The sequence below is a fragment of the Ciceribacter sp. L1K23 genome (assembly GCF_018122705.1).
Classification (GTDB): domain Bacteria; phylum Pseudomonadota; class Alphaproteobacteria; order Rhizobiales; family Rhizobiaceae; genus Allorhizobium.
Window position 1 is genome coordinate 2,584,185 of record NZ_JAGRRC010000001.1, and the last position, 23,437, is coordinate 2,607,621.

A 23,437-nucleotide genomic window follows, 5' to 3' on the forward strand; every position below is an offset into this window, starting at 1 on the left:
GTCAGTCGTCGCAGAACGGGCCGCGGCAGACCTTGCGGCTGACGATCTTGAGGCTGCGGTCGGGTTCGACGACATAGACCTCGTCGACCCGCTGGCCAAGCTCGTTGCGGAACGTATGGCGCACGATGCTGCCGACCGGCGAGCGGGTCAGCTTGGTGCGCGGCTGTCCGCCATAGGTGATGCTGCCCGGGATCGGCTCCAGCCCGGCCCGCGTATCCAGTCGCCCGGACGCCACCGTGCATCCGGAGAGGGCAAGGGCGAGGGCGGCAATCGCGATGGCGGTCTTCATGAGGACGGTCCTTCCATGGGAGAGGTGCGCTTGCCGCTGTAACTTCCGCCGAACGGTGAAGTTCCGCAAGCCCGGCATCAACCCGTGACGGGAAAGAGCTCGCCGAGCTCATCGATCTCGAGCTCCAGCACCCAGAGATCGGAATCCCATTTCCGCTCGCGCTCGATCACGGCATCCACCTCGGCCGCCTCGGCGTGCTTGATCCGCACCTCGAAGTGGCGGCCCGCATCCGCCTCGTCGTCCATCGCATAGGCCTGCGGCGCCGGCCCGTAAAGCGTTTCGGTCCCGTCGCGGAAGCGCTGGCGAATGAACACCGCGCCTGCCTCCTCCGCCCCCTTGCGCTCGACGGCCGCAAAGCCCCCCATCCCGAACACACGGCGGACGAGGGCGGAAACATAGATGTCGGTCTTGAGGCGCATGAAGATAATCCAGTTCGACAACAATGATTGAATACGCCGGGCAACCTGTATTGACAACGTCTACACAGATGCCATCTTACGCCCATGAGCAAGAAGCACGGTTCCCTCGCGGAGAAAAGCAAAACGCTAGGCCCAAAGGGCGCAAGAGTACGTGTCGCGAAGGTCGACGGGGACCAGCGTAGTAGCATCAACCTGCGCATTGAGGGGCGGACACGCGAGTTGATCGACGCCGCTGCCAGCACTCTCGGCAAGACTCGAACCGAATTCATGGTCGAGACGGCACGAAAGGCCGCCATAGATGTGCTGCTCGACGAGCGACTTTTTGCGCTGGATGACACTCGCTATGACGAATTCGTGTCCATGCTGGATTCGCCATCCGAGCCGGCTCCGAGGCTTGACGCACTGGTCCGGCGTACGCCCGCATGGAAGAGCTAGACGCCAGCGGAATTAGCCGATCTCCGCCCCTGAGCCGCTCGGCTCGGCCCATGATGTTGCCGCCTTTGATTGCGGCGAAAACATTCTCAACGATTGGCTGAAACACCGTGCCACCCGCAATGAGGGGCGATTTTCTCGCACCTATGTCGTTGCTGCTGCCGGTAGGGTTGTCGGCTACTATTGCATTTCGAGCGGAGCCGTCGAGCGCGCGACGGTGCGAGGTAATATTCGCCGCAACGCGCCCGACGTCATTCCCGTCGCGGTGCTGGGGCGGCTCGCTGTCGACCGGCAATTCGCCGGCAAGGGACTCGGTGCTGACCTCCTCGCCGATGCACTCAAGCGCATCGCCGCGGCCGCCGACGCGATAGGGATGGCGGCTGTTCTCGTGCATGCAAAGGACGATCGCGCCAAGGCATTTTATCGCGCCTGTGCCGAGTTCAACGAGTTTCCGGCCGATAGCCGTACGCTTTTCCTGGCCATCGACACGATCAGGAAGGCGCTCGACTGATCCGCGAGCTAGCATTGGTCCACAGAAATCGCCCGTCATTGGACGTATCCCCGATCCAATTCCCGCTCTACTCTCCTGAGCCATCCTGGAGACCGCCAATGTATACCCCGCCCGCCTTCCGCGAGGACGACCGTCCGACGCTCCTTGCCATGATCCGCGAAAGTCGTCTCGCGACTTTCGTCACAGCCACCCCCGGCGGGCCGATGGCGACGCCATTGCCGCTCTTCCTCGACGAAACCGAGGGGGAACACGGCACCCTCTACGGCCATCTCGCCCGCGCCAATCCGCAATGGCAGGGGGAGGTGATCGGGCAGGGGCTCGCGATCTTTTCCGGCCCCGACGCCTATGTCACGCCCTCCTGGTATGCGGCGAAAGCCGAGCACGGCAAGGTCGTTCCGACCTGGAACTACACCACGGTACAAGCTTCCGGCCCCGTCGAGTTCTTCGAGAATGCCGACCGGCTGCACGACGTCGTCACCCGTCTGACGGACCGGCACGAAGCCGGTCGCCCGGCGCCATGGAGCGTCTCCGACGCCCCGGAGCCCTTCATAGCCGCCCAGCTGCGCGGCATTATCGGCCTGCGCATGCCGATCACGCGCCTCGAAGGCAAGCGCAAGCTCAGCCAGAACCGCAGCGCCGCCGACCGCGCCGGCGTGGCGGATGGTCTGGCCGAAAGCGAGCGGCCGCAGGAACGGGTGATGGCCGCAATGATCCCTCGCGGGTAAGCGCAAGCGCGCTGCGGCGAGGATTGCTCTCCGAGCTAATATACGGTACACCCCTATCCTATGTCGCACCTGATCAAAAACAAGTCGAAGCTGTCTGCCCGGGTCAGCCGTCTGCAGGGCCAGATCGAGGCCGTGCAGCGCGCGCTGGATGCGGAAAAGCCGTGTGGCGATATCCTCAATCTCGTCGCCTCCATTCGCGGCGCGGTCAACGGACTGACCGTCGAACTGATCGAGGAGCATATCCGCGAGCATGTCTCCAATCCACAGACCGATCCCGATCTTGAACGCGCCAGGGGTGCGGAGGATCTGATCGCAGCCGTGAGGACCTATCTCAAATGACCGAAGCGTCCCCCCGTCATGCTTCTCCGCATGATCATGTATTCCTCGGCAAGGACCACGGACGCAATGAGCGTCGGACATGGTTCGTGATCGCGCTGACGGCCGTCACGATGGTCGTCGAGATCGTCGCGGGGACCGTCTTCGGCTCCATGGCGCTGGTCGCCGATGGCTGGCATATGTCCACCCACGCGGCCGCAATGCTGGTTGCGGCGCTGGCCTACATGTATGCGCGCCGAAACGCGGACAATCCGCGCTTCACCTTCGGGACCGGAAAGTTCGGCGACCTCGCGGCCTTTGCGAGCGCCATCCTGCTGGCCCTCGTCGCGGCGCTGATCGCCTGGGAAAGCCTGATGCGCTTCCGCAATCCGGTCGCGATCGATTTCAGCCAGGCGATGATCGTCGCCGTGCTCGGCCTCATCGTCAATCTCGTCAGCGCCTGGCTTCTGCATGGCGGGGCGCATCACCACGGTCACGACCACCATCATCATCATGACCACGGCGAGCATCACCACCACGATCATGGCCACCATGCGCATGCCGCCGACAACAATCTCCGGGCCGCCTACCTGCACGTGCTGGCGGACGCCCTGACCTCGGTGCTCGCCATCGTCGCTCTGGTGTTCGGCGCGCTCTATGGCTGGTCAGCTCTCGACCCGCTCATGGGCATCGTTGGCGCGGCCGTGATCCTGCGCTGGTCAGTCGGTCTGATCCGTCAGTCCGGTGCGATTTTGCTCGATTACGTCGGCGTGGACGATGGCCTGCCTGCCGAGATCCGCGAGGCGATCGAGGGCGAGGGCGGGACCGTGACGGATCTTCACATCTGGCGCCTCGGTCCCGGCCATCATGGCGCGATCGTTTCGATCACGTCCCAGGAGGCGCGAGACACGGATTACTATCGCCGCAAGCTGTCCCACATTCACGAAATATCGCATCTGACGATCGAGATCGATCGCGCGGCCTGACGTTCCCTACCGCCCCCGCCCGCTTTGCCTGAGCGCGTCGATGATGATGCCGAAGGCAGGCGAGACGTGACGTCGGCTGGGATAGTAGAGGTGGTAGCCGGCAAAGGGCGGTGTCCAGTCGTCGAGCACGGATACCAGTCGTCCGGCCGCCAGATGTTCGTCCACCATGTCCTCGAACAGGAAGGCCAGCCCATGGCCCTCTAGCGCCGCCCGCAACACGTGGCCGACATCGTTGAAGGCGAGCCGCCCGTCGACGCGGACCCGCAGTTCCTGGCCGTCCTTCTCGAACTCCCAGGCGTAGAAGCCGCCATAGGTCGGCAGCCGCGTGTTGATGCAGTCGTGCTGGGTCAGGTCACGCGGCGTCTGGGGGCGTGTGCGGTCATGAAAATAGGAAGGGGCGCCGACCACCACCAGTCGCGCGTCCGGCGCGATCCGCACCGCCACCATGTCCTTGTCCATCTGTTCGCCGAACCGTACGCCGGCATCGAAGCGCTGCGCCACGATGTCGACGAGAGCGAGATCGGAGAACAGCTCGACCCGGATGTCGGGATAGGTAGCGAGAACCGGCGAAAGCTTCGGCCACAGCACGGTATCGATCGCGTGTTGCGTCGCCGTGATCCGGAAACTGCCGGCCGGCCGTTCGCGGTACTGGCCGAGCGCCTCCAGTTCCTCCTCGATGCTACCGAACGCCGGCGTCAGGGCCGCCAGCAGCCGTTCACCGGCTTCCGTCGGCGCGAGGCTCCGCGTCGTGCGGGTCAGAAGCCTGACGCCCAGCCGCTCCTCCAGCCGCCGCACGATCAGGCTCAGCGAGGATTGCGAGGTGCCAAGCCGGGCGGCGGCGCGGGTGAAGCTGCGCTCCTCGGCCACGGCCTGGAAGGCCATCAGGTCGGGCAGGTCTTCCCGCTTCATTCATTGATATCCGATATAAGTGAAATCGATTTATATAGTCTAATCGAAATAAACGGGTGCCGCTATAGTGCCGTTGTTCGCCGGATCTCCCGGCGTTCCCCCAAGGGAGCATCTCATGGAAATCAGAAGAGCGGGGTCGCAGCCTTCCGGCAAGGGACCGGCCGATTGGTTCACCGGCCAGGTGCGCCTCGACCCGCTGTTTGCCGCCGCCGCGCCGGCGCGCGTCGCCATGGCGCAGGTCACCTTCGAACCCGGCGCCCGCACCGCCTGGCACACTCATCCGCTCGGCCAGACCCTGATCGTCACCGCCGGCCTCGGGCTTGTCCAACGCGAAGGCGGTCCCGTTGAGGAAATCCGGCCGGGCGATGTGATCTGGTTTCCGCCGGGCGAGAAACACTGGCACGGCGCCTCGGCCACGACCGCGATGACCCACATCGCCATCCAGGAGGCGCTGGACGGCAAGGCCGTCGACTGGCTCGAACACGTGTCCGACCAACAATATTCCGGCGGCTGATCCGCCACCGATCAGCTCCGTCAAAACGAAGCCGATCCTCCCCTATCGATAACCCCTAGCATTGGAGACACCACCATGTTGACCAGGGCCTTCGGCGCGCATGCCGCCGACAAACCGCTCGAAGCCATCGAGATCTTTCGCCGCGAACCCGGCGCCAACGACGTGCAGATCGAGATCGCCTATTGCGGCGTCTGCCATTCCGACCTCCACACTGTCCGCTCCGAATGGGCCGGCACGCTTTACCCTTGCGTTCCGGGCCACGAGATTGTCGGCCATGTCACGGCTGTCGGCTCCGCCGTCGATAAGTTCAAGGTCGGCGACACCGTCGGTGTCGGCTGCATGGTCGACAGCTGCCAGAGCTGCTACGCCTGCGCCGACGGTCTCGAACAGTATTGCGAACACGGCTTCACCGGCACCTATAACGGCAAGACCCCGGACGCGCCGGGCCACACGCTGGGCGGCTATTCGCAGTCGATCACCGTCCGCGACAAGTTCGTCGTCAAGGTGAGCCACCCGGCCGAAAAGCTCGCCGCCGTCGCCCCGCTGCTCTGCGCCGGCATCACGCTCTGGTCGCCGCTCAAGCACTGGAACACCGGCCCCGGCAAGAAGGTCGGCATCGTCGGCATCGGCGGTCTCGGCCACATGGGCGTGAAGCTCGCCCGGGCGCTCGGCGCCCACGTCGTCGCCTTCACCACCTCGGAGAGCAAGCGGCAGGATGCGGTCGCGCTCGGCGCCCACGAGGTCGTTGTCTCGCGCAATGCCGAGGAGATGCAGGCCCACGCCAACTCGTTCGACCTGATCGTCGATACCGTCGCCGTCAGCCATGACCTCAACAGCTTCATCAATCTCCTGAAGCGCGACGGCACGCTGACGCTGGTGGGAGCGCCCGAACATCCGCACCCGTCACCGATGGTCTTCCCGCTGATCATGAAGCGCCGCTCGATCGCCGGCTCCACCATCGGCAGCATCGCCGAAACCCAGGAAATGCTTGATTTCTGCGCTGAACACGGCATCGTCTCGGAGATCGAGATGATCAAGGTGCAGGACATCGAGACCGCCTATGCCCGCATGCTGAAGAGCGACGTGAAGTACCGCTTCGTGATCGACTCGAAGACGCTGGCTGCCTGAGGCCAGACCACGAATTCCCTTCTCCCCGGCTGCCGGGGGGAAGGGATCTAGGACGATCGGGGATGCAATTCACTCTCAAAACCGGTTCAGGACCTGACTGCTCCTTGCTCTCGGCAAGAGACGCGCGCTACTCTGCCCGCGCCCGTTTTCCGAGAAAGCCAAGATGCTCCAACTCCATTACTTCCCCGACAATGCCAGTCTCGCGCCGCATTTTCTGCTGGTCGAGACGGGTGTCGAATACTCGCTGGTCCTCGTCGACCGGCAGTCGAATGCGCAGAAATCCGCGGCGTACCTGAAGCTCAATCCGGCCGGTCGAATTCCAACCCTGGTGCACGACGACCTCGTTCTGTTCGAGAGCCCTGCGATCTGCACCTATATCTGCGAGCTGGACCCCGCCTCCCGGTTCATCCCGCCGCTCGGTCACCAGAGCCGGCCCCTCTTTTTCCAATGGCTCGCCTTCCTCAACAACACGCTCCAGGCGGAGTACATGATGTGGCGATACGTGGAGAACCACACGACCGACCCGGGCGGCGTCCAGGGCATCAAGGCCGCCCAGGAACTGCGGTTGGAACGGTTCCTTGCGCTTCTCGACCAACAGCTGGGAAAGAACAGGTTCCTGCTCGGCGATACCGTCAGCGGCTGCGACCACTTTCTGTTCATGCTGGCGATGTGGAGCGAGGAACTTTCACGCCCAACCACGTCATTTGAAAACCTGCCGCGCTTCATGCGCGACATGGCGGAGCGACCTGCCGTCCAGCAGGTCTGCGCGATTGAGGAGATCGGACTGCAGCGATACCTCGGCTGACCGGAGATCGGAGATGTGCGTTACCCGAGCCGCGTGACCACGCGGTAGACGCTCTCCTTCTACCGCCCGATATCCCCTTGTCTTGGCCATCCGTGCAATCTGCGCTAAAAGGCGGGCATGATAAGAACAGCGAGTACCCCCTGCATCGTGCTCCCGCGTCTCTGACGCGAGGGGCAAGGGCCGGAAACCTCAAGGGGTTTCGGGCCTGGTCTCCGCTTGCCTTCTCGCAAGCGGCAATGGACGAATGCAGAGAGTACATCGATGGAAAACTATTTTGAAAGCCCGTTCCGGGGCATCACGCTCGACCGTCAGGTCACCAATCCCAACATAAGCGTCGGACGCTACAGCTACTATTCCGGCTATTACCATGGCCACAGCTTCGACGATTGCGCCCGCTACCTCGTCCCCGACGAGGGGGCTGACCGCCTCGTGATCGGCAGCTTCTGCTCGATCGGATCGGGCGCGGCCTTCATTATGGCCGGCAATCAGGGGCATCGCAGCGATTGGATCAGCACATTTCCCTTCTACTGGATGTCCGAGATTCCGGAGTTTGCGGGTGCCGAAAACGGCTATGCGCCCGCCGGCGACACCGTGATCGGCAACGATGTCTGGATCGGCTCGGAGGCGATCATCATGCCCGGCATCAAGGTCGGCGACGGCGCCGTCATCGGCACGCGAGCGCTCGTCACTCGCGACGTGGAACCCTATGTCATCGTCGGCGGTAATCCGGCGAAGGAAATCCGCAGGCGCTTCGACGATCGGAGGATCGGCCTGCTCCTCGATATGAAATGGTGGGACTGGCCGGATGACAAGTTGCATGAGGTGATGCCGATCCTGACGAGCGGCGATGTGGATGCCCTCTACCGTCACTGGACCTCGGCGATCCGGAAGAGCTGATCCCATGGCGATCCGCGCGCCTGCCGTGCGGATCGCTACATCCCGATTACCCCGCCAGGACCTGCACCATGATTTCTCTTCGACCGGCGCGCCCAGACGACATCCCCGGCCTTGCCGAACTCGGCTTTTCTGCATGGAAACGCGGCATCCTCCCGCTTGTGACGTCCGAGGTCGTCCGGCGCCTCGAAGGTGACAACCCCTTCATTCCCTTCCTGCGGGAGCAGGGCGGGCGCATCCTGGTCGCCGAATGGAATGGCGCGCTGGCCGGTCTCGGTGGCCGCGAACATGCCGACAACCACATCAGCGACATCTGGGTGTCGCCGGACCATGAGGGCAGGGGTGTCGGCTCCGCGCTCATACGCGCGCTGGAAGAAGACATACGGGCGGCCGGCTTCACGGAGGCGACCATCAGCGTGGCAGCCGAAAACACCCGTGCCTTCGGCCTCTACCGCCACCTCGGCTACGTCGACACCTGGCGGGGCAGGGCGTATGATCCGATACTTGGCGTGACGCTGGAGAAAGTGGCGCTTCACAAGGATCTTTGATAGCGACCTTCGAGACCGCGCTATTCAGGTTCTACAGCGTCTTAGCGAGGACCCGGTCAACGTCATGGGGCGCGGAACCTTGCGGGAGAAGATACAAAGCGCCCTCACTTCCGCTCCACCGCTTCCACGTCTCCACCCGCCGCCTTCCACGCCGAAAATCCGCCCTCGACATGGCTGACATTCGCAAGCCCCATGTCCTCGGCCGTCTTCGCCGCCAGCGCCGAGCGCCAGCCGGAGGCGCAGAAGAAGACGAAGCGTTTGTCTTCCTGGAAGACAGGCTTGCCATAGGGACTTTCCGGGTCGATCCAGAATTCCAGCATGCCGCGCGGGCAGGAGAATGCGCCGGGGATGGTACCCTCGCGCTCGCGTTCGCGCGGGTCGCGCAGGTCGACGAACACCACGTCGCCTGCACCGGCAAGGGACCGCGCTTCGCCGGCCGGCACGGCTGTCACCTGCGCATTCGCCTCCGCGAGCAGCTCCTTGTAGCCCTTCTTCAGCATGGTTTTCCTCCCGCATTGCTCCTGTCGCCAGACTAGAGCGCCGGATGGCGCGGCTCAAGCCGTTCCCTGAAACTGAGAGCTCCGTTCGTCTTCGGATCGCGATCAACGCAGGCGTCGCGGAGGAGATGATCGTTGGCGCGCGCCCGGATAAGGCGCAACTGGTCGCGGCCGTCCTTCGACGCCAACAAATCACGTCCAACTCTTACCAGACGGCGAAACCACGTCATGACCCGACCTCCTCGACCTGTTTCGGCCTCATGATCGCCGCCGCTGGACATTCCACAAACGAATAGTGATTATGCCTATCATCAGGAAATTCGATTGCGAGACCGCATGTCACTCCCGCTCGAAAGCGATCTGCTGCGCACCTTTCTCATCGTCGCGGAATGCGGAAACGTCACCCATGCCGCGAGCCAGCTTGGCCGCACGCAGTCGGCTGTCAGCATGCAGATCAAGCGGCTGGAGGAACTGGCGGACGCGCCGCTGTTCGAGCGCGGTCCGCGCGGCGTACGGCTGACAGGGGAGGGCGAACGCTTGCTTCCCTTCGCGCGCCGCATTGTCGGCCTTGTCGATGAAACCACCGCCGCCATGCGGGTGGCACCCCTCGATGGGCCGGTCCGGGTCGGCATTCCGCCCGAGTACAGCGAGACGATCCTGCCGGCCGCACTCGCCGCATTTTCCGAACGACATCCGGCAACCGAGGTGACCGTGCTTTGCGGCTACTCCGCCCAGCAGGCGGCGGCGCTAACGAACGACGAGATCGATCTCGCCGTGGTCTTCGACAGCGCCAACAATGCATCGGGCGAGGTGCTGGCGATCGACCCGACCGTCTGGGTGACATCGGAACTGCACGACCGCCATCTCCTCAGGCCCGTGCCGATCGGCGTCTACTGGAATTCCGACTGGTGCCGGGAATTTGCCATCCGCTCGCTCGAACAGCATGCCATTCCCTACCGCATCGCGTTTACCTGCGACACGGCCGGCGGCCTGCGCTCGGCTGTCGCGGCGGGCCTTGCCATCGCCCCGCTTGCTCGCAGCCACATCCCGCCCGGCTGCCGCGCGCTGACTGCAACGGACGGCTTCCCGCCGGTCGATTCCTCCCGCGTCGTGCTCAAACGCAGCCGCCACCGCTCGTCGGCGACGATCGAAGGACTGGCGGCGATGATCCGCGAGGCATTCTCGCCGCTGGCGCGCGCCTGGGAGGCCTGACCGGGAAGACGATATCGCCGCGCGGGTGACGCGCGGCGATGGCTGGTCATAGCCGGTTGCAGCCGGGATGTGGGGGCGTGCTCAGAACGACTCCCAGTCCTCCTTGATCGCGGTGTTTCCGACAACGGAGGCTGCACGCTTTGCGACGGCGGGCACCCTGGTGAGAGCGGAAGCGGTCATCGGGGTTGGCTTGGTGGCGGCGGTGAAGCCCCTTAGCCGGAACTGCGAGACGAGGCCGAATAGGGCCGAGGCTTCGGACGCGAGGCTCGCGCTTGCCGTTGACGATTCCTCGACCATCGCGGCGTTCTGCTGCGTGCCCTGGTCGATCGTGTTGACCGCGACGTTGATCTCCTTCAGTCCCACCGCCTGTTCGCGCGCGCCTTCCACGATCGCCGCGACGTTGATGTTGATCTCGTCGACCTGCCCGCGAATGCTCTTCAGGGCCGCCCCGGTCTCGTTGACCAACGAAACGCCTTGCCCGACCTGATTGCCCGATGTGGTGATCAGCGTCTTGATCTCCTTGGCCGCCTTGCCGGAGCGCTGGGCGAGTTCGCGCACCTCCTGGGCAACCACGGCAAAGCCGCGGCCGGCATCCCCGGCGCGCGCCGCTTCGACGCCGGCGTTCAGCGCCAGGAGATTGGTCTGGAAGGCGATCTCGTCGATCACCGAAATGATGTTGGAGATCTCCTTGGAGGAGCCCTCGATGGCGCTCATCGCCTCGATGGCGTTCTGCACCACGGTACTGGATCTGTCCGCGTTGAGCCGGGCATCGGCGACAAGTCGTCCCGCTTCGGCGGCCCTCCGGCTGCTGTCGGCGACCGTCTGCGTGATCTCTTCCAGCGCGGCGGCGGTCTCCTCGACGGATGCCGCCTGCCGCTCGGTACGGCGGGAGAGATCCTCCGAAGCCGTGCGGACCTGCGACGAGGCCGAGGCGATCGTCTGGGCATTGCGGTGAACAGTCTCCATCGCGTCGTTCAGCCTGTGCACCGCCTCGTTGAAGTCCACACGCAGCTGTTCGAGCGAGGGAATGAAGGGCTCGTCGATGTGAACTGTGAGGTCGCCGTTCGCCATGTCCTTGAGGCCGGCGCCGAGGTCGTTGACGTTCTGGACGCGACCGGTCACATCGGTCGCGAACTTGACGACCTTGAAGACGCGGCCCTGCTCGTCGACGATCGGGTTGTAGGAGGCCTGGATGAACACCTTGCGGCCGCCCTTGGCGATCCGCATGAACTCCTCGGCCTTGGGCGTGTTGGCGCGCAGATCCGCCCAGAGCTGCGCGTAGTCTTGGCTGCGGGCATAATCCGGATCGCAGAACATCGAATGATGCTTGCCGCGGATTTCCTCGAGGCTGTAGCCCATCACCTGCAGGAAGTTCTCGTTCGCCGTCAGAATCTGGCCGTCGGGGTTGAACTCGATGACCGCCTGCGTCCGCGACAACGCGTTGAGCTTGCCGGCGTCCTCGGCCGATTTCAGCTTTTCCGCCGTGATGTCGGTGGCGATCTTCACGACCTTCCACGGCTTCCCGTTACGGAACACCGGGTTGTAGGACGCTTCGATCCAGATTTCGCGCCCGCCCTTGGCAATCCGGCGGTATTGGCGGCGGTCGTACTCACCCTTGGCGAGCTTTTCCCAGAACGCCTGATATTCGGGGCTGCCGGCCTCCGCCGGATCGACGAACAGACGGTGGTGCTGGCCGACGATCTCCTCGGAGCGATAGCCGAGCGCGGCGCAGAAATTGTCATTGGCCTTCAGGATGCGGCCGGTCAGGTCGAACTCGATGATCGCCTGGGATCGGCCGATGGCCTGGAGAATGGCGTCGGAATTTGTGGTGGGGAAGACCTTCATCGCAATATCTCTGCATGGCGTCCGGCGGCCTCTGAAGCCATAGTTTCGGCTCGTCAGGTCACGGGAACGGTTAAATTCTGTAGCGTTGGTCGAAACTATCCCGTGTCGTGGCGACGGGTCGGGTCGCGTCCTGCTGCCGTAGGTGCGGCTCGGCCGTGAACATATCCGGCAAAACCTGATGCTTTCTGAAAAGCTTATATACAATTCTACCGCTTCTGGATCATTTTGGGTATTTGCCCGGTCATCGGGCGAAAGCCGCGTCAGGCGATCAGGACGCGAGTGCGGTGCGGTGAATGCGCGAAAAACCCGCAAGAAATACCTATCAGCCACCGGAACCTTTTTGTTCCATCCGAATTTGCAATTTCATGTTTCCGCTGCAATAAAGCCGCCGTTACGTCGCAATTGAGATAGGATGACGCAAAAAGGAGATCCGTGTGACATTGACCACGACCGTGAACGATACCTTCAGGGAGCCGCAGGTCGATGACGTCGAAGCTGTGCCGGCGCCGGAGGGGCCGACCGAGATCATCGACACCGACTATGAAATCGGCCAGGACAACATCAACTACCGTCGTCGTTTTGTGTTCGAACTCGACATCCACAACATCGTCTTCAGCGTCTCGGCGCTGACGATCATCGCGTTCACCCTGTTGACGCTGATGTTCCAGACGACGCTCGATCCGCTCTTCGTCGGGCTGCGCGATACGCTGACAGCCAATCTCGACTGGTTCTTCCTGCTCGCGGGCAATGTCTTTCTGCTTCTGTGCGTGGCGCTGATCGTCCTGCCGCTCGGCCGTATCCGGCTCGGCGGTCCCGATGCGCGGCCGGATTATGGCTATCTCTCCTGGTTCTCGATGCTCTTTGCCGCCGGCATGGGCATCGGCCTGATGTTTTACGGCGTGTCCGAGCCGCTGGGCCACTACACCTCGGCCTTTGGCGGGCCGGTGATCGAGAACGGCGTTCGCACCGACTGGGCGCCGCTCGACGGTGCCGCCGGCGACGCGGAAGGCGCACGCCGACTGGCGATGGCCGCCACCATCTTCCACTGGGCGCTGCATCCCTGGGCGATCTATGCGGTGGTTGCCCTGTCGCTGGCGCTCTTCGCTTACAACAAAGGCCTGCCACTGACGCTGCGCTCGATCTTCTATCCGCTTCTGGGCGAGCGCGTCTGGGGCTGGCCGGGCCACATCATCGACATCCTCGCCGTCTTCGCGACCATCTTCGGCCTGTCGACCTCGCTCGGCATCGGCGCCGAGCAGGCCTCCGCCGGTCTCGACTTTCTGTTCGGCATTGCCTCGTCGACCGGCGAGATGATCTTCCTGATCATGATCATCACAGGCATCGCCACCGCCTCGGTCATCGCTGGCATGGACAGTGGCGTCAAGCGGCTCTCCGAGATCAACATGGGTCTCGCGCTCCTGCTGCTGCTGTTCGTGATCCTCTTCGGTCCGACCATGCAGATCGCCTCCGGCTTCTTCCTCAACCTCTCCGCTTATGTCCAGCATCTGCCGGCACTGTCGAACCCGTTCGGCCGCACCGATGACAACTTCCGCCAGGGCTGGACCGCCTTCTACTGGGCCTGGTGGATCAGCTGGTCGCCGTTCGTCGGCATGTTCATCGCCCGCGTCAGCCGTGGCCGCACCGTGCGCGAGTTCCTGGTGGCCGTCCTGCTGATCCCGTCGCTCGTCTCCGTCCTCTGGATGACCGCGCTTGGCGGCACCGCCATCAGCCAGGTGGTCACCGATGGCCTGACCTCCGTTCAGGACGCGGCGCTTGAAATCCAGCTCTTCGAGATGCTGGCCCACCTGCCGCTCACCTGGCTCACCTCGCTTGTCGGCATCGTTCTGGTGATCGTCTTCTTCGTCACCTCGTCGGATTCGGGTTCGCTGGTGATCGACACGATCTCCGCCGGCGGCAAGGTCAATGCCCCCGTGCCCCAGCGCGTTTTCTGGGCCACGTTCGAGGGTCTCGTCGCGATCGCGCTCCTGCTCGGCGGCGGGCTTGCCGCGCTACAGGCCATGGCCGTCTCCACCGGCCTGCCATTCGCCCTCGTCCTGCTCGGCGCGGCGGTGGCCCTCGTCATGGGGTTGCGCGCCGAACCGCGCTGACAAAATCCGCGGTGGGGTGTGAGGTGGAATTGACCAACTGCGGCAGCCGTGCGCGGCTGCCGCTAAGCCGCCCGCCAGAGCCTTTTCGACCTGGGTTCAGGCAGGGAATCGAATGTCGTTGCCTGGCCCCGCGGCGGAAACGAACCAGCAAGAATTGTTGCCGTCCTTGACACCTGGGCGTCTGTCGCCAAACCGGATGGCCCCATTCCAGGTCTGTAGCGCCTTGTCACGAAGACAGCAAAAGCGCTTTCCGGCACGCCAGAAACGTCCGCGTGGCCGGATCGGGGCTCAATGTGATCGCCTGATCGTAGGCGGCGCGGGCGTTCGCCTGGTCTCCAACGGCCGCCAGGAGGTGGGCGCGCACCGCCCACCAAGGCTGATACTGGCGTGCTTGGACGGGCTCGGCATCGTCAAGTATCGCAAGTCCCGCCGCCGGTTCCCCGCACTCGCCAAGGGCAGCGGCGAGGCCGGTTAAGGCTCCCATCGTCGGGAACAAGGCCACCAGCCCCCGATAGAGTGCGGCGATTGCCTGCCAATCCGTCGTGAGGCCATGGCGCCTGGCGACATGTGCGGCAGCGATCGCGGCTTCGATCTGATATCGCCCGAGGCTGGCCTCGCTTGCGGCGAGCCGGAGCGCCATGTCGGCGTCGTCGAGCAGGCGAGCGTCCCACAAAGACATGTCCTGCTTGTCTAGCGGGACAAGGCAGCCCTCCGCATCCACCCGCGCGGGTCTGCGGGCCTGGGTGTAGAGCATGAGTGCGAAAAGCGCCTGCGCCTCGGCTTCGTGGGGCATCTGTGCGGCGACGAGACTCCCGAGCCAGATTGCCTCGCGTGCCAAGGAGGAGGATTTGGCGTCCCCTGCGCCCTCGCCGTCGGTACCCACGGTGAAGGCAACATAGATTGCATCCAGCACATGGCTCAGCCGCGGCGCGAGGTCAGCACCCTCGGGAATCGAAAAACCGATCCTCGCCGCTTCGATTTTAGCGCGGGCCCGCGTCAGCCGCTGGCCCAGTGTCCCCGGCGGTATCAGGAATGCGCCGGCCATGCGTCGCGCATCAAGCCCGAGCACGAGTTGTAGCATCAACGGCGTGCGCATCCGCGCATCGATGGATGGGTGGGCGCAGACGAACATCAGGTTCAGCGTGCGGTCTGGGGTGACGGCCTGTCCCATATCGGCGCGTTCCTCTTCCAGGATAGCAAGGGTGTCGGCCGCCCGCGCCGCACGCGCTGACCTGCGGGCGGCATCGGCCGCGCGGTTGCGCGCGGTTGCCACAAGCCAGCCCTCGGGATTGTCGGGGACGCCCCGAAGTGGCCAGACTTCCAGCGCGCGCAGCACCGCATCCGAGAGGGCGTCCATGGCGTCGGTCACGCCGCCTGTCCGGGCGGCGAGGATGGCGACGAGCCTGCCATGAGACAGGCGCGCCACCTTCTCGATCTGTTCGGCCGTGTTCACGCAGCCCCGCGCGTCACAACAGGACGCACCTCTACCGCTCCGGAGGACGCGGCGGGGTTCAACGCCGCCCAGTGCAGCGCAGCGTCCAGGTCGGGCACATCGATGAGGTAGTAGCCACCGAACTGTTCCTTGCTGGCGGCATAGGGGCCGTCTTGGATGTCGCGTGCTTCGCCGCGTACACGCAGAGTGGTTGCCGTGTGCGGCGGGTGCAGGGCGTTTCCGCCAACGAACACACCAGCCTCCATGAGGGCACGGGTATAGGCACCCCAGACCTCGCCTTCTGCAGCGGCGGCGACCGCAGCGGCATCGGCATACTCCGAGGGCGGGGTATAGTTGAGGATCATGTACTGCATGGTTACGATCTCCTTCTTAGCGGGCCACGACGGCGGTCAGCAGTGCGGTGGGTGTCTTGTCGGCTGAGCACATATCGTTGTCAGCCGGCCGCACGCCGAAGTGAAGCCCCTCGTCGGTCAGGGCGAGAAGGTCGTGATCTTCTCCGCAGTCTGCCACAGGCCGCCATGCGGCACAGCCGGTTTCGGAAATGTCGGCCTCGAGGTTCACGGTCAGTCCGCAGTCGGCCATACCCATAGCGGCAGCGATCTCGGGCACCGGGGTGAGCAGGGTAAGATGCTTCCAGTCCTCGTTGAACACCGTGTGGAAAGCGCCGGGCACGGCCCCGGAGGGGTTTTTCACGGTGTATTCGCCACCGGTTCGGAACTGGAAGGTGCGCTGTGTCATGCCCGGATCAAGCGCGTGTATGAAGGTCAGGCTCCACCGACCATCGGCAAAGACGAATTCGCGCGTGCCGTAGCCGCCATACCACTGTTCGACGGCGGGGCTCTGGAAGGTGCCGTTCAGCGCCTGAAGCGCGGCAACGGCGGTTGAGTCAGCCGAGGCCGGCGTGACAACGGCCAAGGCGGATGCGACTGCGAGAACAAGGAATTTCATGGGGTAATACCTTCTCCTGTGCGGACGCCCCCTATGGGCGCCGATACCCCATGACGATTGGCCAACAGCGCATTTCTACATCCAGCCAGTCGGCAATCGCGCTGATTCAGATTTTTTTGCTCCGGTTGGCCGAAGGGTGCTATTCCGATAGCGCCCGGCGCATGCGCCTCAGGATCACGCCGCGCTGCCGGTCGTCGGCCGCCTCCATCAGGTCGTGCTGTAGATCCAGCACCAGCGACTGGAACTCGTTGTGCCAGTCGCGGCTGCCCATCAGCATCGGCTCGATCCGGGGGGCAGGTGCCTCGCTCACCAGAACCGGCCTGCCGTTCTTCGCGAGCCGGTAGCAGGAATCGAGCCTCGGCGGGATCACCTGTCCTTCCATCAGGAAATCCGCGAGCCTGGCGGCAAGCCCCGCGATCTGCGGCTCTTCGCCATGCACCAGAAAAATGCCGCCGCTGATCGGGCTTCGCGCCCGGACCCAGTCGGTCAGCTCCTCCGCATCCGCATGGCCGGAATAGACATCGAGCGTGCGGATGCGGGCCCGCACGTTGATCTCCTCGCCCTGGATGCGCACCGTCGATGCCCCCTCGGCCAGAATGCGCCCCAGAGTACCGGCCGCCTGGTAACCCACCAGCAGAACCGTGCCTTCTTCCCGCCAGAGCCAGTTCTTCAACCGATGCCGGATCCGGCCCGCATCACACATGCCGCTCGCCGCGATGACGATGTGGAACTCGCGGATATGATCGACCGACTTTGACTGCTCCACCGTTTCCGTGAACCGCAGATTGCGTGAGCGGAAGGCGCGCGCCAGCTGCTCGCCGTTTTCCAGGTCGCGGGCATGCCGCAGGAAGATCTCGCTGGCGCGGGTGGCAAGCGGGGAATCGATGATGACAGGGCAATGCGGGATCTGCCCCTCCTGCATCAGGAACATCAGGTCCGCCACCAGCTCCTGCGTGCGCTCCACCGCGAAGGAGGGGATCAGCAGCGCTCCGCCGGGCCTATAGGCACCGTCCACCTCCCGTTTCAGCGCCTTCAGCCGCGCGGCATCGTCCAGTTCCTCGCGCTCGGTATTGCCATAGGTGCTTTCGGTGATCACGTAATCGACCGCGCTCGGCCCTTCCGGCTCATATTGCAGCAGCTTGTGGTGCGGGCCGATATCGCCGGAAAACGCAAGCCGCACCGGCGTGCCACGGCCAGCCTCCATCTCGATCGAGGCCGAGCCCAGAAGGTGCCCGGCATTCCACAAGCGGAAGCGGATACCGTCGGCCGCCTCCTGCCACACCTTCAGCTCCACCGGCCGCATCAGCGTGACCGTGCGCGCCGCGTCCGCCGCGTCGTAGATCGGCTCCACCGTCCTGCGGCCGCGATGAGCGTTGCGCCGATTGAGCGTTTCCACTTCCATGTCCTGGATATGCGCCGAATCCGGCAGCATCACCGAGCAGAGGTCTATCGTACCGCGGGTCGCGAAGATCGGCCCGTCGAACCCGGCCTTCACAAGTTTCGGCAACAGCCCCGAATGGTCGATATGTGCGTGCGTCAGGATGACAGCGTCGATCCGCCGGGGATCGAATGGAAAGGCGCGGTAATTGAGCTCCTTCTCGCTCTTCGACCCCTGGAACATGCCGCAGTCGACAAGCACGCGGCTCTCCCCCAGCGTCACCAGGTGGCACGACCCGGTAACGGTCCCCGCCGCTCCGTGGAAACTGATGGACGGCTGTTCCGGCATATGAAGTGTCATGACATCCTCCCGCGATCTTTTTTTAATTCTGGATCACAGGTTTACGCCCGCCGGCGAGGCAGGTCGAGTGCGGCGGGGGATGAGATAGATCGCGTCGGGGTCGGTCGCTTGTCCAGTCGCCGCGCAAGGCTTCGGGAGGCTGCGGTCAGCCGATACGGTCGGCGGCCAGTCCTTTGACGAGCTTTTGCTGTACCTTGGCCGTCGCTTCCGCCTTTGTCACGACGCCGTCCTTGTTGACGTCCAAGCCGTCGTTTTGCGTGTATTGCTTCGTCCCCTGGACAAAGAGCGCGTAGCTTTCGGGTTTGCCGATGGCGGCTGGCCAGAGGACTGCCATATAGACGTCAGACAGCGATGCCAGATTGCGACCGGCGGCGACCCGCCGAAAATACTTCTCGACCCATTTGAGCTGTTCGGTCGCGGTCATTGCCGCCAGGGCGGCCGTCGATGTGCCGAGATCTTCCGCGGTGCTTCCCATGAACTGGATAAGACCCGTCGCTCCGCTTCCGGCAGCGTTTTTCTTGTCCGGCGCAAAGGTTTCGCCCGTCTCGAAGGCCATGACGGCCATGAGGTGATCGGGATCGATGTGAAGCCGTTCGCATAGGTCAAGCACAGTCTCGTTGAAATTGGGGTGCTTCGCCGTCACCTGGCCCCAAGCGATCTGGCGTCCGACCGAGCCTTTGGTAACGCTATAGCCGGGATTTCCGGAAATCGCCGAATCGAACTCGAACTGAGGTAGTTCGAACCCCAGCGCGCCGGCTGTTTCGGCGCCAACAATTCCGTCCACGGAGCCCCGCGTCTTGATCTGGAACTCCTTGATCGCATTGAAGGTCTCGGGTCCGAAATCACCATCGACGCCAACATCGGCGCCCCGAGCCTTGAGACTTGCCTGTAACTTCTTCACCAGAGCCCCCTCGCTACCGAAGCGGAGGATGACGGACTTGCCCTTGCAGCGATTGACGATCATCTGCTGGACTTCGGCGGCGTCGAACAAAACGTACTCGGTACTGCCGTATTCCTGCGAGAGGCCGCGCCTGAAAGGAGCGATGAACTTCTTCCAGGGGCCGCGTTCGCTGCCCTCTGTTCCTTTGGTCACGAGCCCAGCGATCGTCTGGCATCCCGCCGAGGAAAATTTCGCATCCGGAATCTTGCCATCCGGTCCCATGCCGAAGGCGCAGTGGATGTTGTCGCCGGCACCCTCGGTCACCGTCCAGGGGTCGTTCCCGTCATAGTCGAGATCGTCTCCGGTTCGCTGGAGCGTGATGAAGCAGCTCTGCCGCAACGCCCAGTGCCCGCTCGCACCCTCAGAAAACTTGTGCCAGCCGGGGATGTATTTCTTGTATCGCCCGCGCCCCAGCTGGTTGACATCCTTACCACCCTTGGAGACAGCGCCTGCCACAACGCCTCGATACGGCACCGTCGAGCCGGGAAAGAGAGCGAGGCCCTTTCCCGGTTTCCACAAGCCAATCGTGCAGTTCATCGTGGTGTAGTTAAGTTCGCGCATTTCCAGCGCGTGGCCGGGGCCGAAATCCGTGCCGGAATAGTCGACGGGACGGCATCCTCGTATTCCGAAGACGACGATCCCCGCCGTCGGCAATGGAAACTGGGATCGCTTCCAAAGCGCGATCAGATGCGCTTCGGTCAGTGTCAGCGGTCCGCCGGCCACGGCGGGAGGCGGAGGAGCGGTGATGTCCTCTGGCGCGACCACCGGTTCAGACGGGACGGGCTCCGTCGCCACCTCTTCTTCCGACGATTGGGCGAGTATGGCCTCGATTTCCTTCTGAAGCGCTTCAGCATCCTCCGCAGGACTGGGCGGCTGACTGGTCCCGCCGTCGATTAGCTTGCGCAACGCCGCAACTTCATCGCTGAGTTCGAACAGTGACAAAAGCGCGAACCGGTCCAATGCCTTGTTAAGGCGTGCCGCGAGAACCTCGAGTTTCTCCATGGTTTGCGTGTCGTTGGCCGCTCGGGCGCGATTGTACTGGCTCTGGAGGTCGTCGAGCATGGAGTAGAGCTGCCGTTCAAGCGTCAGTTTGTCTGTCATGGCAAGCGACCTTCGTTATTGGGAGCGGGCGATCTCGGCAGTGATGGCGGCTTCGCGCAGCTTGATGGACTGGCTGAGAAGAGCGGTGGCGGAAAGTTGTGTTGGGCTACGGGCAGCCTGAACGGCGGCATCCATCGCCAACAGCGTTTGATCCAGCATCACCACCCATGCGGCCAGTTCCCTGCGAAACTGCAGCAGGTCGTCCCGTGCCGCCGGATTGATCCCAATGCCGGTTGCCAAGGATGTTCCGGAGTTGGCGCGAACGACGATTCGGTAAATGTCCTGGCTTCCTTCGCGCAGCCTCACCAGCAGTGCACGCATATGCGGATATTGCGCGATGAGACGCGAACGAAATTCGGCGTAGGTTTGCAGCTTGAGAATCTCGTCGAAGGCGGGACTGAGCTGGCGCGCGATCGTCATGGCCGCGCCACAGGCAGCACACAGATCCTTCATCGCCTCGACGAGGTTGGAGCCGGCAACTCCGGTTGCTGCGAGCGTCGCACTGCTGTCTCGAATAAGGGTTCCCGTGCTGTCAAGCGTAGTTGCGATCTCCGTGACGCGCGCCCGCACGAGGTTGGCGCCTTCGCCATTCGCAAGCCCAAGTAGAACCTTGTTGTAATCCCTGACCGCTCTTAAACTGGAGCGCAGCGAGGCTGTTGCGGGTGCGTCGCCCGTTTCGAGGTAGTAACCGGCAAGGTCGGGATGAAACTCGCGGATATCGAGCTTTTCGGAAAACGCCCGCTGCATGACGGTGCGTTCGGCCGTGGAAAGTCGGTCGAGGACCCGTTCACCCTGGGCGTGCTGCGCATCGAATGCTTGATCGTAGAAGCCGAATTCCGTAAATCCCGGCGTGCATGATGCAAGCGATGACAAGCACAGCCACGCGGCCACACATCGAGCGACATTGCCCCATATCGATGCCACGCCCCATCCTCCCGCACGACACCTCGCAACGCGAGCATCATGCTCGCAGCAATTCAAGGTAGCATATAGGCCGGCGTTTGTCGCGTGTAAAATTCAAAGCGCCTATTGTTGAGGTTGCGGCCTTTGCCGTCTCCTCACCCCCGAAACACGAAAGCGGCCCCCGCCGCGATCAGGCAGAAGCCGATCACGTGGTTGATGGTCAGCGCTTCCTTCAGCCAGAACACCGAGAAGCCGGCGAACACCACGAGCGTGATCACTTCCTGCATCGTCTTCAGCTGTGCCGTTGTGTAGACCGCGCTGCCCATGCGGTTGGCGGGCACGGCAAGGCAGTATTCGAAGAAGGCGATGCCCCAGCTGACGAGGATGGCGAGCGCGATCGCCGATCCCTTGTGCTTCAGGTGGCCGTACCACGCAAACGTCATGAACACGTTGGAGGCAATCAGCATCAGGGGCGGGAGGATCATGTTGGCGGACATGCGGCGGGATTCCTGGAAGGGGGAGGGAAAACGCCGCATAGCACCGAAGCTTCACGCCGGAAAGATGGCGTTCGTCAAACGCCATCGATAGTCGGCCGCGCCGCTAGCCGCGACGCTGCCGCAGAACCACCCGGGCGTGCTCGTCGCCGGCAAGTCTCGCTGCCGCACGCTTGGCGGGAGACGTGGCCATCGGCTGCGCGTCCTCGGCGGGCAGGGCAGGTGCCGCGCCCTCCTTCGGGAACGTGTAGCTGTCGGCCTTGCGCCAGGCCTCGATCCGTTCCTCGCACTCGACCGGGTCGAGCTCCGCCACCAGGTTGATGGCACGGTTGCGGATGCCCTCGCGGGCGGAGAGTTGCGGATAGAGATCGGTGAGCACCGCCACAGTCTCCTCCGGCTCCATGCCGAGACCGACGAGCGTGACGGCCAGCTGCCGACCGGAAATGTCGAGCAGGATGCGTTCGGCCAGCCACCGGCTGGCGGAGAGCGCATCGGAAAGCGTCGAGGCGAAAAGCCCCGTCTCGCGGTTGCGCGCGAAGCGGACGAGAAGCGCCTCCTGCATCGGCGTGACGGTCAGGAGACCGAGGCGATCGCTGGACGGGCGGGCAAGCTGGTTGGCAAGCGACTTGATCGTCTGCCGCAGCACCTCCTCGCGTGCCTGCCGCGCCGTTTCGACGTCCGCGGCAGGTGTCGGCCGCACCTTCACGGAGGCGACGGGCGGGGTGGCGGCGGCGTCCGCTTGCGGCACGGGTCGCGCCTTTTCCGGGCGACGCTCGTGGCGCAGGTCGACGAGCGCGTCGATCACCTTGGGCGACAGGTTCTCGCGCCGGACGATGGCGCGCGCATGGGCGAGCCCTTGGGTCTTCGCGACCATGATCAGGAGGTCGTCGGACAGGCAGGGCGAAGAGGCGAGAAAGGGTGCGGCCACCGAGATCGGCTGGCTGGCGATGAACAGCGCCACCGCCTCCGGCACGTTCGCGCATTGCGAGAGCGCGGCCACCGCCTGCCGGCGCGCCTCGTCGCTCGAGGCCTGGAACAGCGGGGTAAAGAGCTCCGCGAACTGCCGCAATTCGGATTTGGTCGGATGCGTGAGGCTTTCGAAACCGGTGACGGTCGCCATCAACACCACATCCTTTCTGCGGCCACCCGAGGGCCGTTCAAGTTCACGAAACTCATCACTCACGACTGAACCTGCGTCTACGCGATACACTTGCCGCATCTTGGACCAAATTTATTAGCAAGCTGTTAACTATCCTATGGCGATATGGTCTTGCCGGTGATTCGTGCGGACTTGCGCGATCATGCCGGCGTTGCGAACGTAGAGTCCGCGTGCCCGGTGTTCATGAGGGCAGCTTTGTTTCCCTCCCCGGTCACGCGTCGAGAAAGGCGCAGATGCCCCCCGCCGTGCCATGCCGCCGTCAGGCCGCACGGGGATGTGCCAGCCCCGTTGGAACCGGGGCAGGATGAGATCACTGTCTCTTCATCCGTCTCGCAACAGACAGGAGACGCGTATGGCGGAAGTTGTAATGCTCAAGGATAGGAAACCCCGCTCGGTCAGGCGCGAGCGTGTCGATGGCGAGGGCGCGGATATTCTCTTGTTCACCGGTATCCGGTACGAACGGACCGCCGTCGGCGCGCCCGTCGATCGTCGTCTGCCGGCGGTGGCGAAGCTGCCGGCTCAGTTGCCGGCTCCCGGTCAGGATCCCTGGTCGGTCTGATTGTT

27 protein-coding genes are annotated in these 23,437 nt (G+C 63.8%); 13 read left to right on the top strand and 14 right to left on the bottom strand.

Annotation, left to right across the window (positions count from 1 at the left end; all coding sequences use genetic code 11):
• Window position 1: 1 nt before the first annotated feature.
• Window positions 2-289 carry a hypothetical protein gene (locus J5J10_RS12515; protein WP_211930123.1) on the bottom strand — a complete coding sequence of 96 codons (288 nt, stop codon included), beginning with the start codon at window positions 287-289 and terminating at the stop codon, window positions 2-4.
• A gap of 77 nt (window positions 290-366) precedes the next feature.
• Complete coding sequence (locus J5J10_RS12520; RefSeq protein WP_211930124.1) at window positions 367-708, bottom strand: DUF1491 family protein; 342 nt, start codon at window positions 706-708, stop codon at window positions 367-369.
• Between the two features lie 84 nt (window positions 709-792).
• Here J5J10_RS12520 and J5J10_RS12525 point away from each other — a divergent pair, with 84 nt between their 5' ends.
• From J5J10_RS12525 to dmeF, 5 genes are all read left to right on the top strand, one after another.
• Window positions 793-1,143 carry a DUF1778 domain-containing protein gene (locus J5J10_RS12525; protein ID WP_211930125.1) on the top strand — a complete coding sequence of 117 codons (351 nt, stop codon included), beginning with the start codon at window positions 793-795 and terminating at the stop codon, window positions 1,141-1,143.
• Window positions 1,144-1,240: 97 nt separating this feature from the next.
• The gene (locus tag J5J10_RS12530) at window positions 1,241-1,651 is read left to right on the top strand and encodes a GNAT family N-acetyltransferase (RefSeq protein WP_349252090.1); all 411 of its coding nucleotides are present in this window, start codon (window positions 1,241-1,243) and stop codon (window positions 1,649-1,651) included.
• A gap of 98 nt (window positions 1,652-1,749) precedes the next feature.
• Entirely contained in the window at window positions 1,750-2,376 is a 627-nt protein-coding gene (locus tag J5J10_RS12535) for an FMN-binding negative transcriptional regulator (RefSeq protein ID WP_211930126.1), read from the top strand.
• A 60-nt stretch (window positions 2,377-2,436) separates the two neighbouring features.
• Window positions 2,437-2,715, top strand: a complete 279-nt coding sequence (locus J5J10_RS12540; protein ID WP_211930127.1) for a metal/formaldehyde-sensitive transcriptional repressor — start codon at window positions 2,437-2,439, stop codon at window positions 2,713-2,715.
• Window positions 2,712-3,677, top strand: a complete 966-nt coding sequence (gene dmeF, locus J5J10_RS12545; RefSeq protein WP_211930128.1) for a CDF family Co(II)/Ni(II) efflux transporter DmeF — start codon at window positions 2,712-2,714, stop codon at window positions 3,675-3,677. The genes J5J10_RS12540 and dmeF overlap by 4 nt, the downstream gene beginning before the upstream one ends.
• 6 nt (window positions 3,678-3,683) lie before the next feature.
• Here dmeF and J5J10_RS12550 read toward each other — a convergent pair whose 3' ends face one another.
• Window positions 3,684-4,586 (bottom strand): LysR family transcriptional regulator, encoded by a 903-nt coding sequence (locus J5J10_RS12550; RefSeq protein WP_211930129.1) that lies wholly within the window; start codon window positions 4,584-4,586, stop codon window positions 3,684-3,686.
• 115 nt (window positions 4,587-4,701) lie between these two features.
• Here J5J10_RS12550 and J5J10_RS12555 point away from each other — a divergent pair, with 115 nt between their 5' ends.
• The 5 genes from J5J10_RS12555 (at window position 4,702) to J5J10_RS12575 (ending at window position 8,475) form a co-directional block, all read left to right on the top strand.
• Window positions 4,702-5,100, top strand: a complete 399-nt coding sequence (locus tag J5J10_RS12555) for a cupin domain-containing protein (RefSeq protein WP_211930130.1) — start codon at window positions 4,702-4,704, stop codon at window positions 5,098-5,100.
• A 75-nt stretch (window positions 5,101-5,175) separates the two neighbouring features.
• Window positions 5,176-6,228: an NAD(P)-dependent alcohol dehydrogenase gene (locus J5J10_RS12560; protein WP_211930131.1), complete on the top strand. Its 1,053-nt coding sequence runs from the start codon at window positions 5,176-5,178 to the stop codon at window positions 6,226-6,228.
• A gap of 163 nt (window positions 6,229-6,391) precedes the next feature.
• Window positions 6,392-7,033 carry a glutathione S-transferase family protein gene (locus J5J10_RS12565; RefSeq protein ID WP_211930132.1) on the top strand — a complete coding sequence of 214 codons (642 nt, stop codon included), beginning with the start codon at window positions 6,392-6,394 and terminating at the stop codon, window positions 7,031-7,033.
• A gap of 261 nt (window positions 7,034-7,294) precedes the next feature.
• Window positions 7,295-7,930 (top strand): type B chloramphenicol O-acetyltransferase, encoded by a 636-nt coding sequence (gene catB, locus J5J10_RS12570; RefSeq protein ID WP_211930133.1) that lies wholly within the window; start codon window positions 7,295-7,297, stop codon window positions 7,928-7,930.
• A gap of 68 nt (window positions 7,931-7,998) precedes the next feature.
• On the top strand, window positions 7,999-8,475 hold the full coding sequence (locus tag J5J10_RS12575) for an N-acetyltransferase (RefSeq protein ID WP_211930134.1): 477 nt from the start codon (window positions 7,999-8,001) through the stop codon (window positions 8,473-8,475).
• A 104-nt stretch (window positions 8,476-8,579) separates the two neighbouring features.
• On the opposite strand, the gene J5J10_RS12580 is transcribed toward J5J10_RS12575, so the two are convergent.
• Window positions 8,580-8,975: a rhodanese-like domain-containing protein gene (locus tag J5J10_RS12580; protein WP_211930135.1), complete on the bottom strand. Its 396-nt coding sequence runs from the start codon at window positions 8,973-8,975 to the stop codon at window positions 8,580-8,582.
• A 32-nt stretch (window positions 8,976-9,007) separates the two neighbouring features.
• Window positions 9,008-9,202 carry a hypothetical protein gene (locus J5J10_RS12585; protein WP_211930136.1) on the bottom strand — a complete coding sequence of 65 codons (195 nt, stop codon included), beginning with the start codon at window positions 9,200-9,202 and terminating at the stop codon, window positions 9,008-9,010.
• Between the two features lie 106 nt (window positions 9,203-9,308).
• Between J5J10_RS12585 and J5J10_RS12590 the strand changes: the two genes are divergently transcribed.
• Complete coding sequence (locus J5J10_RS12590) at window positions 9,309-10,184, top strand: LysR substrate-binding domain-containing protein (RefSeq protein WP_211930137.1); 876 nt, start codon at window positions 9,309-9,311, stop codon at window positions 10,182-10,184.
• A gap of 81 nt (window positions 10,185-10,265) precedes the next feature.
• On the opposite strand, the gene J5J10_RS12595 is transcribed toward J5J10_RS12590, so the two are convergent.
• Window positions 10,266-12,029 carry a methyl-accepting chemotaxis protein gene (locus tag J5J10_RS12595; RefSeq protein ID WP_211930138.1) on the bottom strand — a complete coding sequence of 588 codons (1,764 nt, stop codon included), beginning with the start codon at window positions 12,027-12,029 and terminating at the stop codon, window positions 10,266-10,268.
• A 497-nt stretch (window positions 12,030-12,526) separates the two neighbouring features.
• On the opposite strand from J5J10_RS12595, the gene J5J10_RS12600 reads away from it, so the two are divergent.
• Window positions 12,527-14,137 carry a BCCT family transporter gene (locus J5J10_RS12600; protein ID WP_349252091.1) on the top strand — a complete coding sequence of 537 codons (1,611 nt, stop codon included), beginning with the start codon at window positions 12,527-12,529 and terminating at the stop codon, window positions 14,135-14,137.
• A 226-nt stretch (window positions 14,138-14,363) separates the two neighbouring features.
• On the opposite strand, the gene J5J10_RS12605 is transcribed toward J5J10_RS12600, so the two are convergent.
• From J5J10_RS12605 to J5J10_RS12640, 8 genes are all read right to left on the bottom strand, one after another.
• A complete protein-coding gene (locus tag J5J10_RS12605; protein ID WP_211930139.1) occupies window positions 14,364-15,590 on the bottom strand; it encodes a DUF6596 domain-containing protein in 1,227 nt (408 codons plus the stop codon).
• Complete coding sequence (locus J5J10_RS12610; protein WP_211930140.1) at window positions 15,587-15,943, bottom strand: YciI family protein; 357 nt, start codon at window positions 15,941-15,943, stop codon at window positions 15,587-15,589. The genes J5J10_RS12605 and J5J10_RS12610 overlap by 4 nt, the downstream gene beginning before the upstream one ends.
• A 16-nt stretch (window positions 15,944-15,959) precedes the next feature.
• Entirely contained in the window at window positions 15,960-16,538 is a 579-nt protein-coding gene (locus J5J10_RS12615) for a hypothetical protein (RefSeq protein ID WP_211930141.1), read from the bottom strand.
• A gap of 139 nt (window positions 16,539-16,677) precedes the next feature.
• A complete protein-coding gene (locus J5J10_RS12620; protein ID WP_211931230.1) occupies window positions 16,678-18,264 on the bottom strand; it encodes an MBL fold metallo-hydrolase in 1,587 nt (528 codons plus the stop codon).
• A gap of 157 nt (window positions 18,265-18,421) precedes the next feature.
• The gene (locus J5J10_RS12625; protein WP_211930142.1) at window positions 18,422-20,317 is read right to left on the bottom strand and encodes a peptidoglycan-binding protein; all 1,896 of its coding nucleotides are present in this window, start codon (window positions 20,315-20,317) and stop codon (window positions 18,422-18,424) included.
• A 15-nt stretch (window positions 20,318-20,332) separates the two neighbouring features.
• On the bottom strand, window positions 20,333-21,241 hold the full coding sequence (locus tag J5J10_RS12630; protein ID WP_211930143.1) for a hypothetical protein: 909 nt from the start codon (window positions 21,239-21,241) through the stop codon (window positions 20,333-20,335).
• A 134-nt stretch (window positions 21,242-21,375) separates the two neighbouring features.
• A complete protein-coding gene (locus J5J10_RS12635; RefSeq protein ID WP_208548867.1) occupies window positions 21,376-21,717 on the bottom strand; it encodes a DMT family protein in 342 nt (113 codons plus the stop codon).
• A 103-nt stretch (window positions 21,718-21,820) separates the two neighbouring features.
• Window positions 21,821-22,897, bottom strand: coding sequence for a DUF2336 domain-containing protein (locus J5J10_RS12640; protein WP_349252065.1), 1,077 nt, complete (start codon window positions 22,895-22,897; stop codon window positions 21,821-21,823).
• Window positions 22,898-23,225: 328 nt separating this feature from the next.
• Here J5J10_RS12640 and J5J10_RS12645 point away from each other — a divergent pair, with 328 nt between their 5' ends.
• A complete protein-coding gene (locus J5J10_RS12645) occupies window positions 23,226-23,432 on the top strand; it encodes a hypothetical protein (RefSeq protein WP_211931308.1) in 207 nt (68 codons plus the stop codon).
• The last annotated feature ends 5 nt before the right edge of the window (window positions 23,433-23,437 follow it).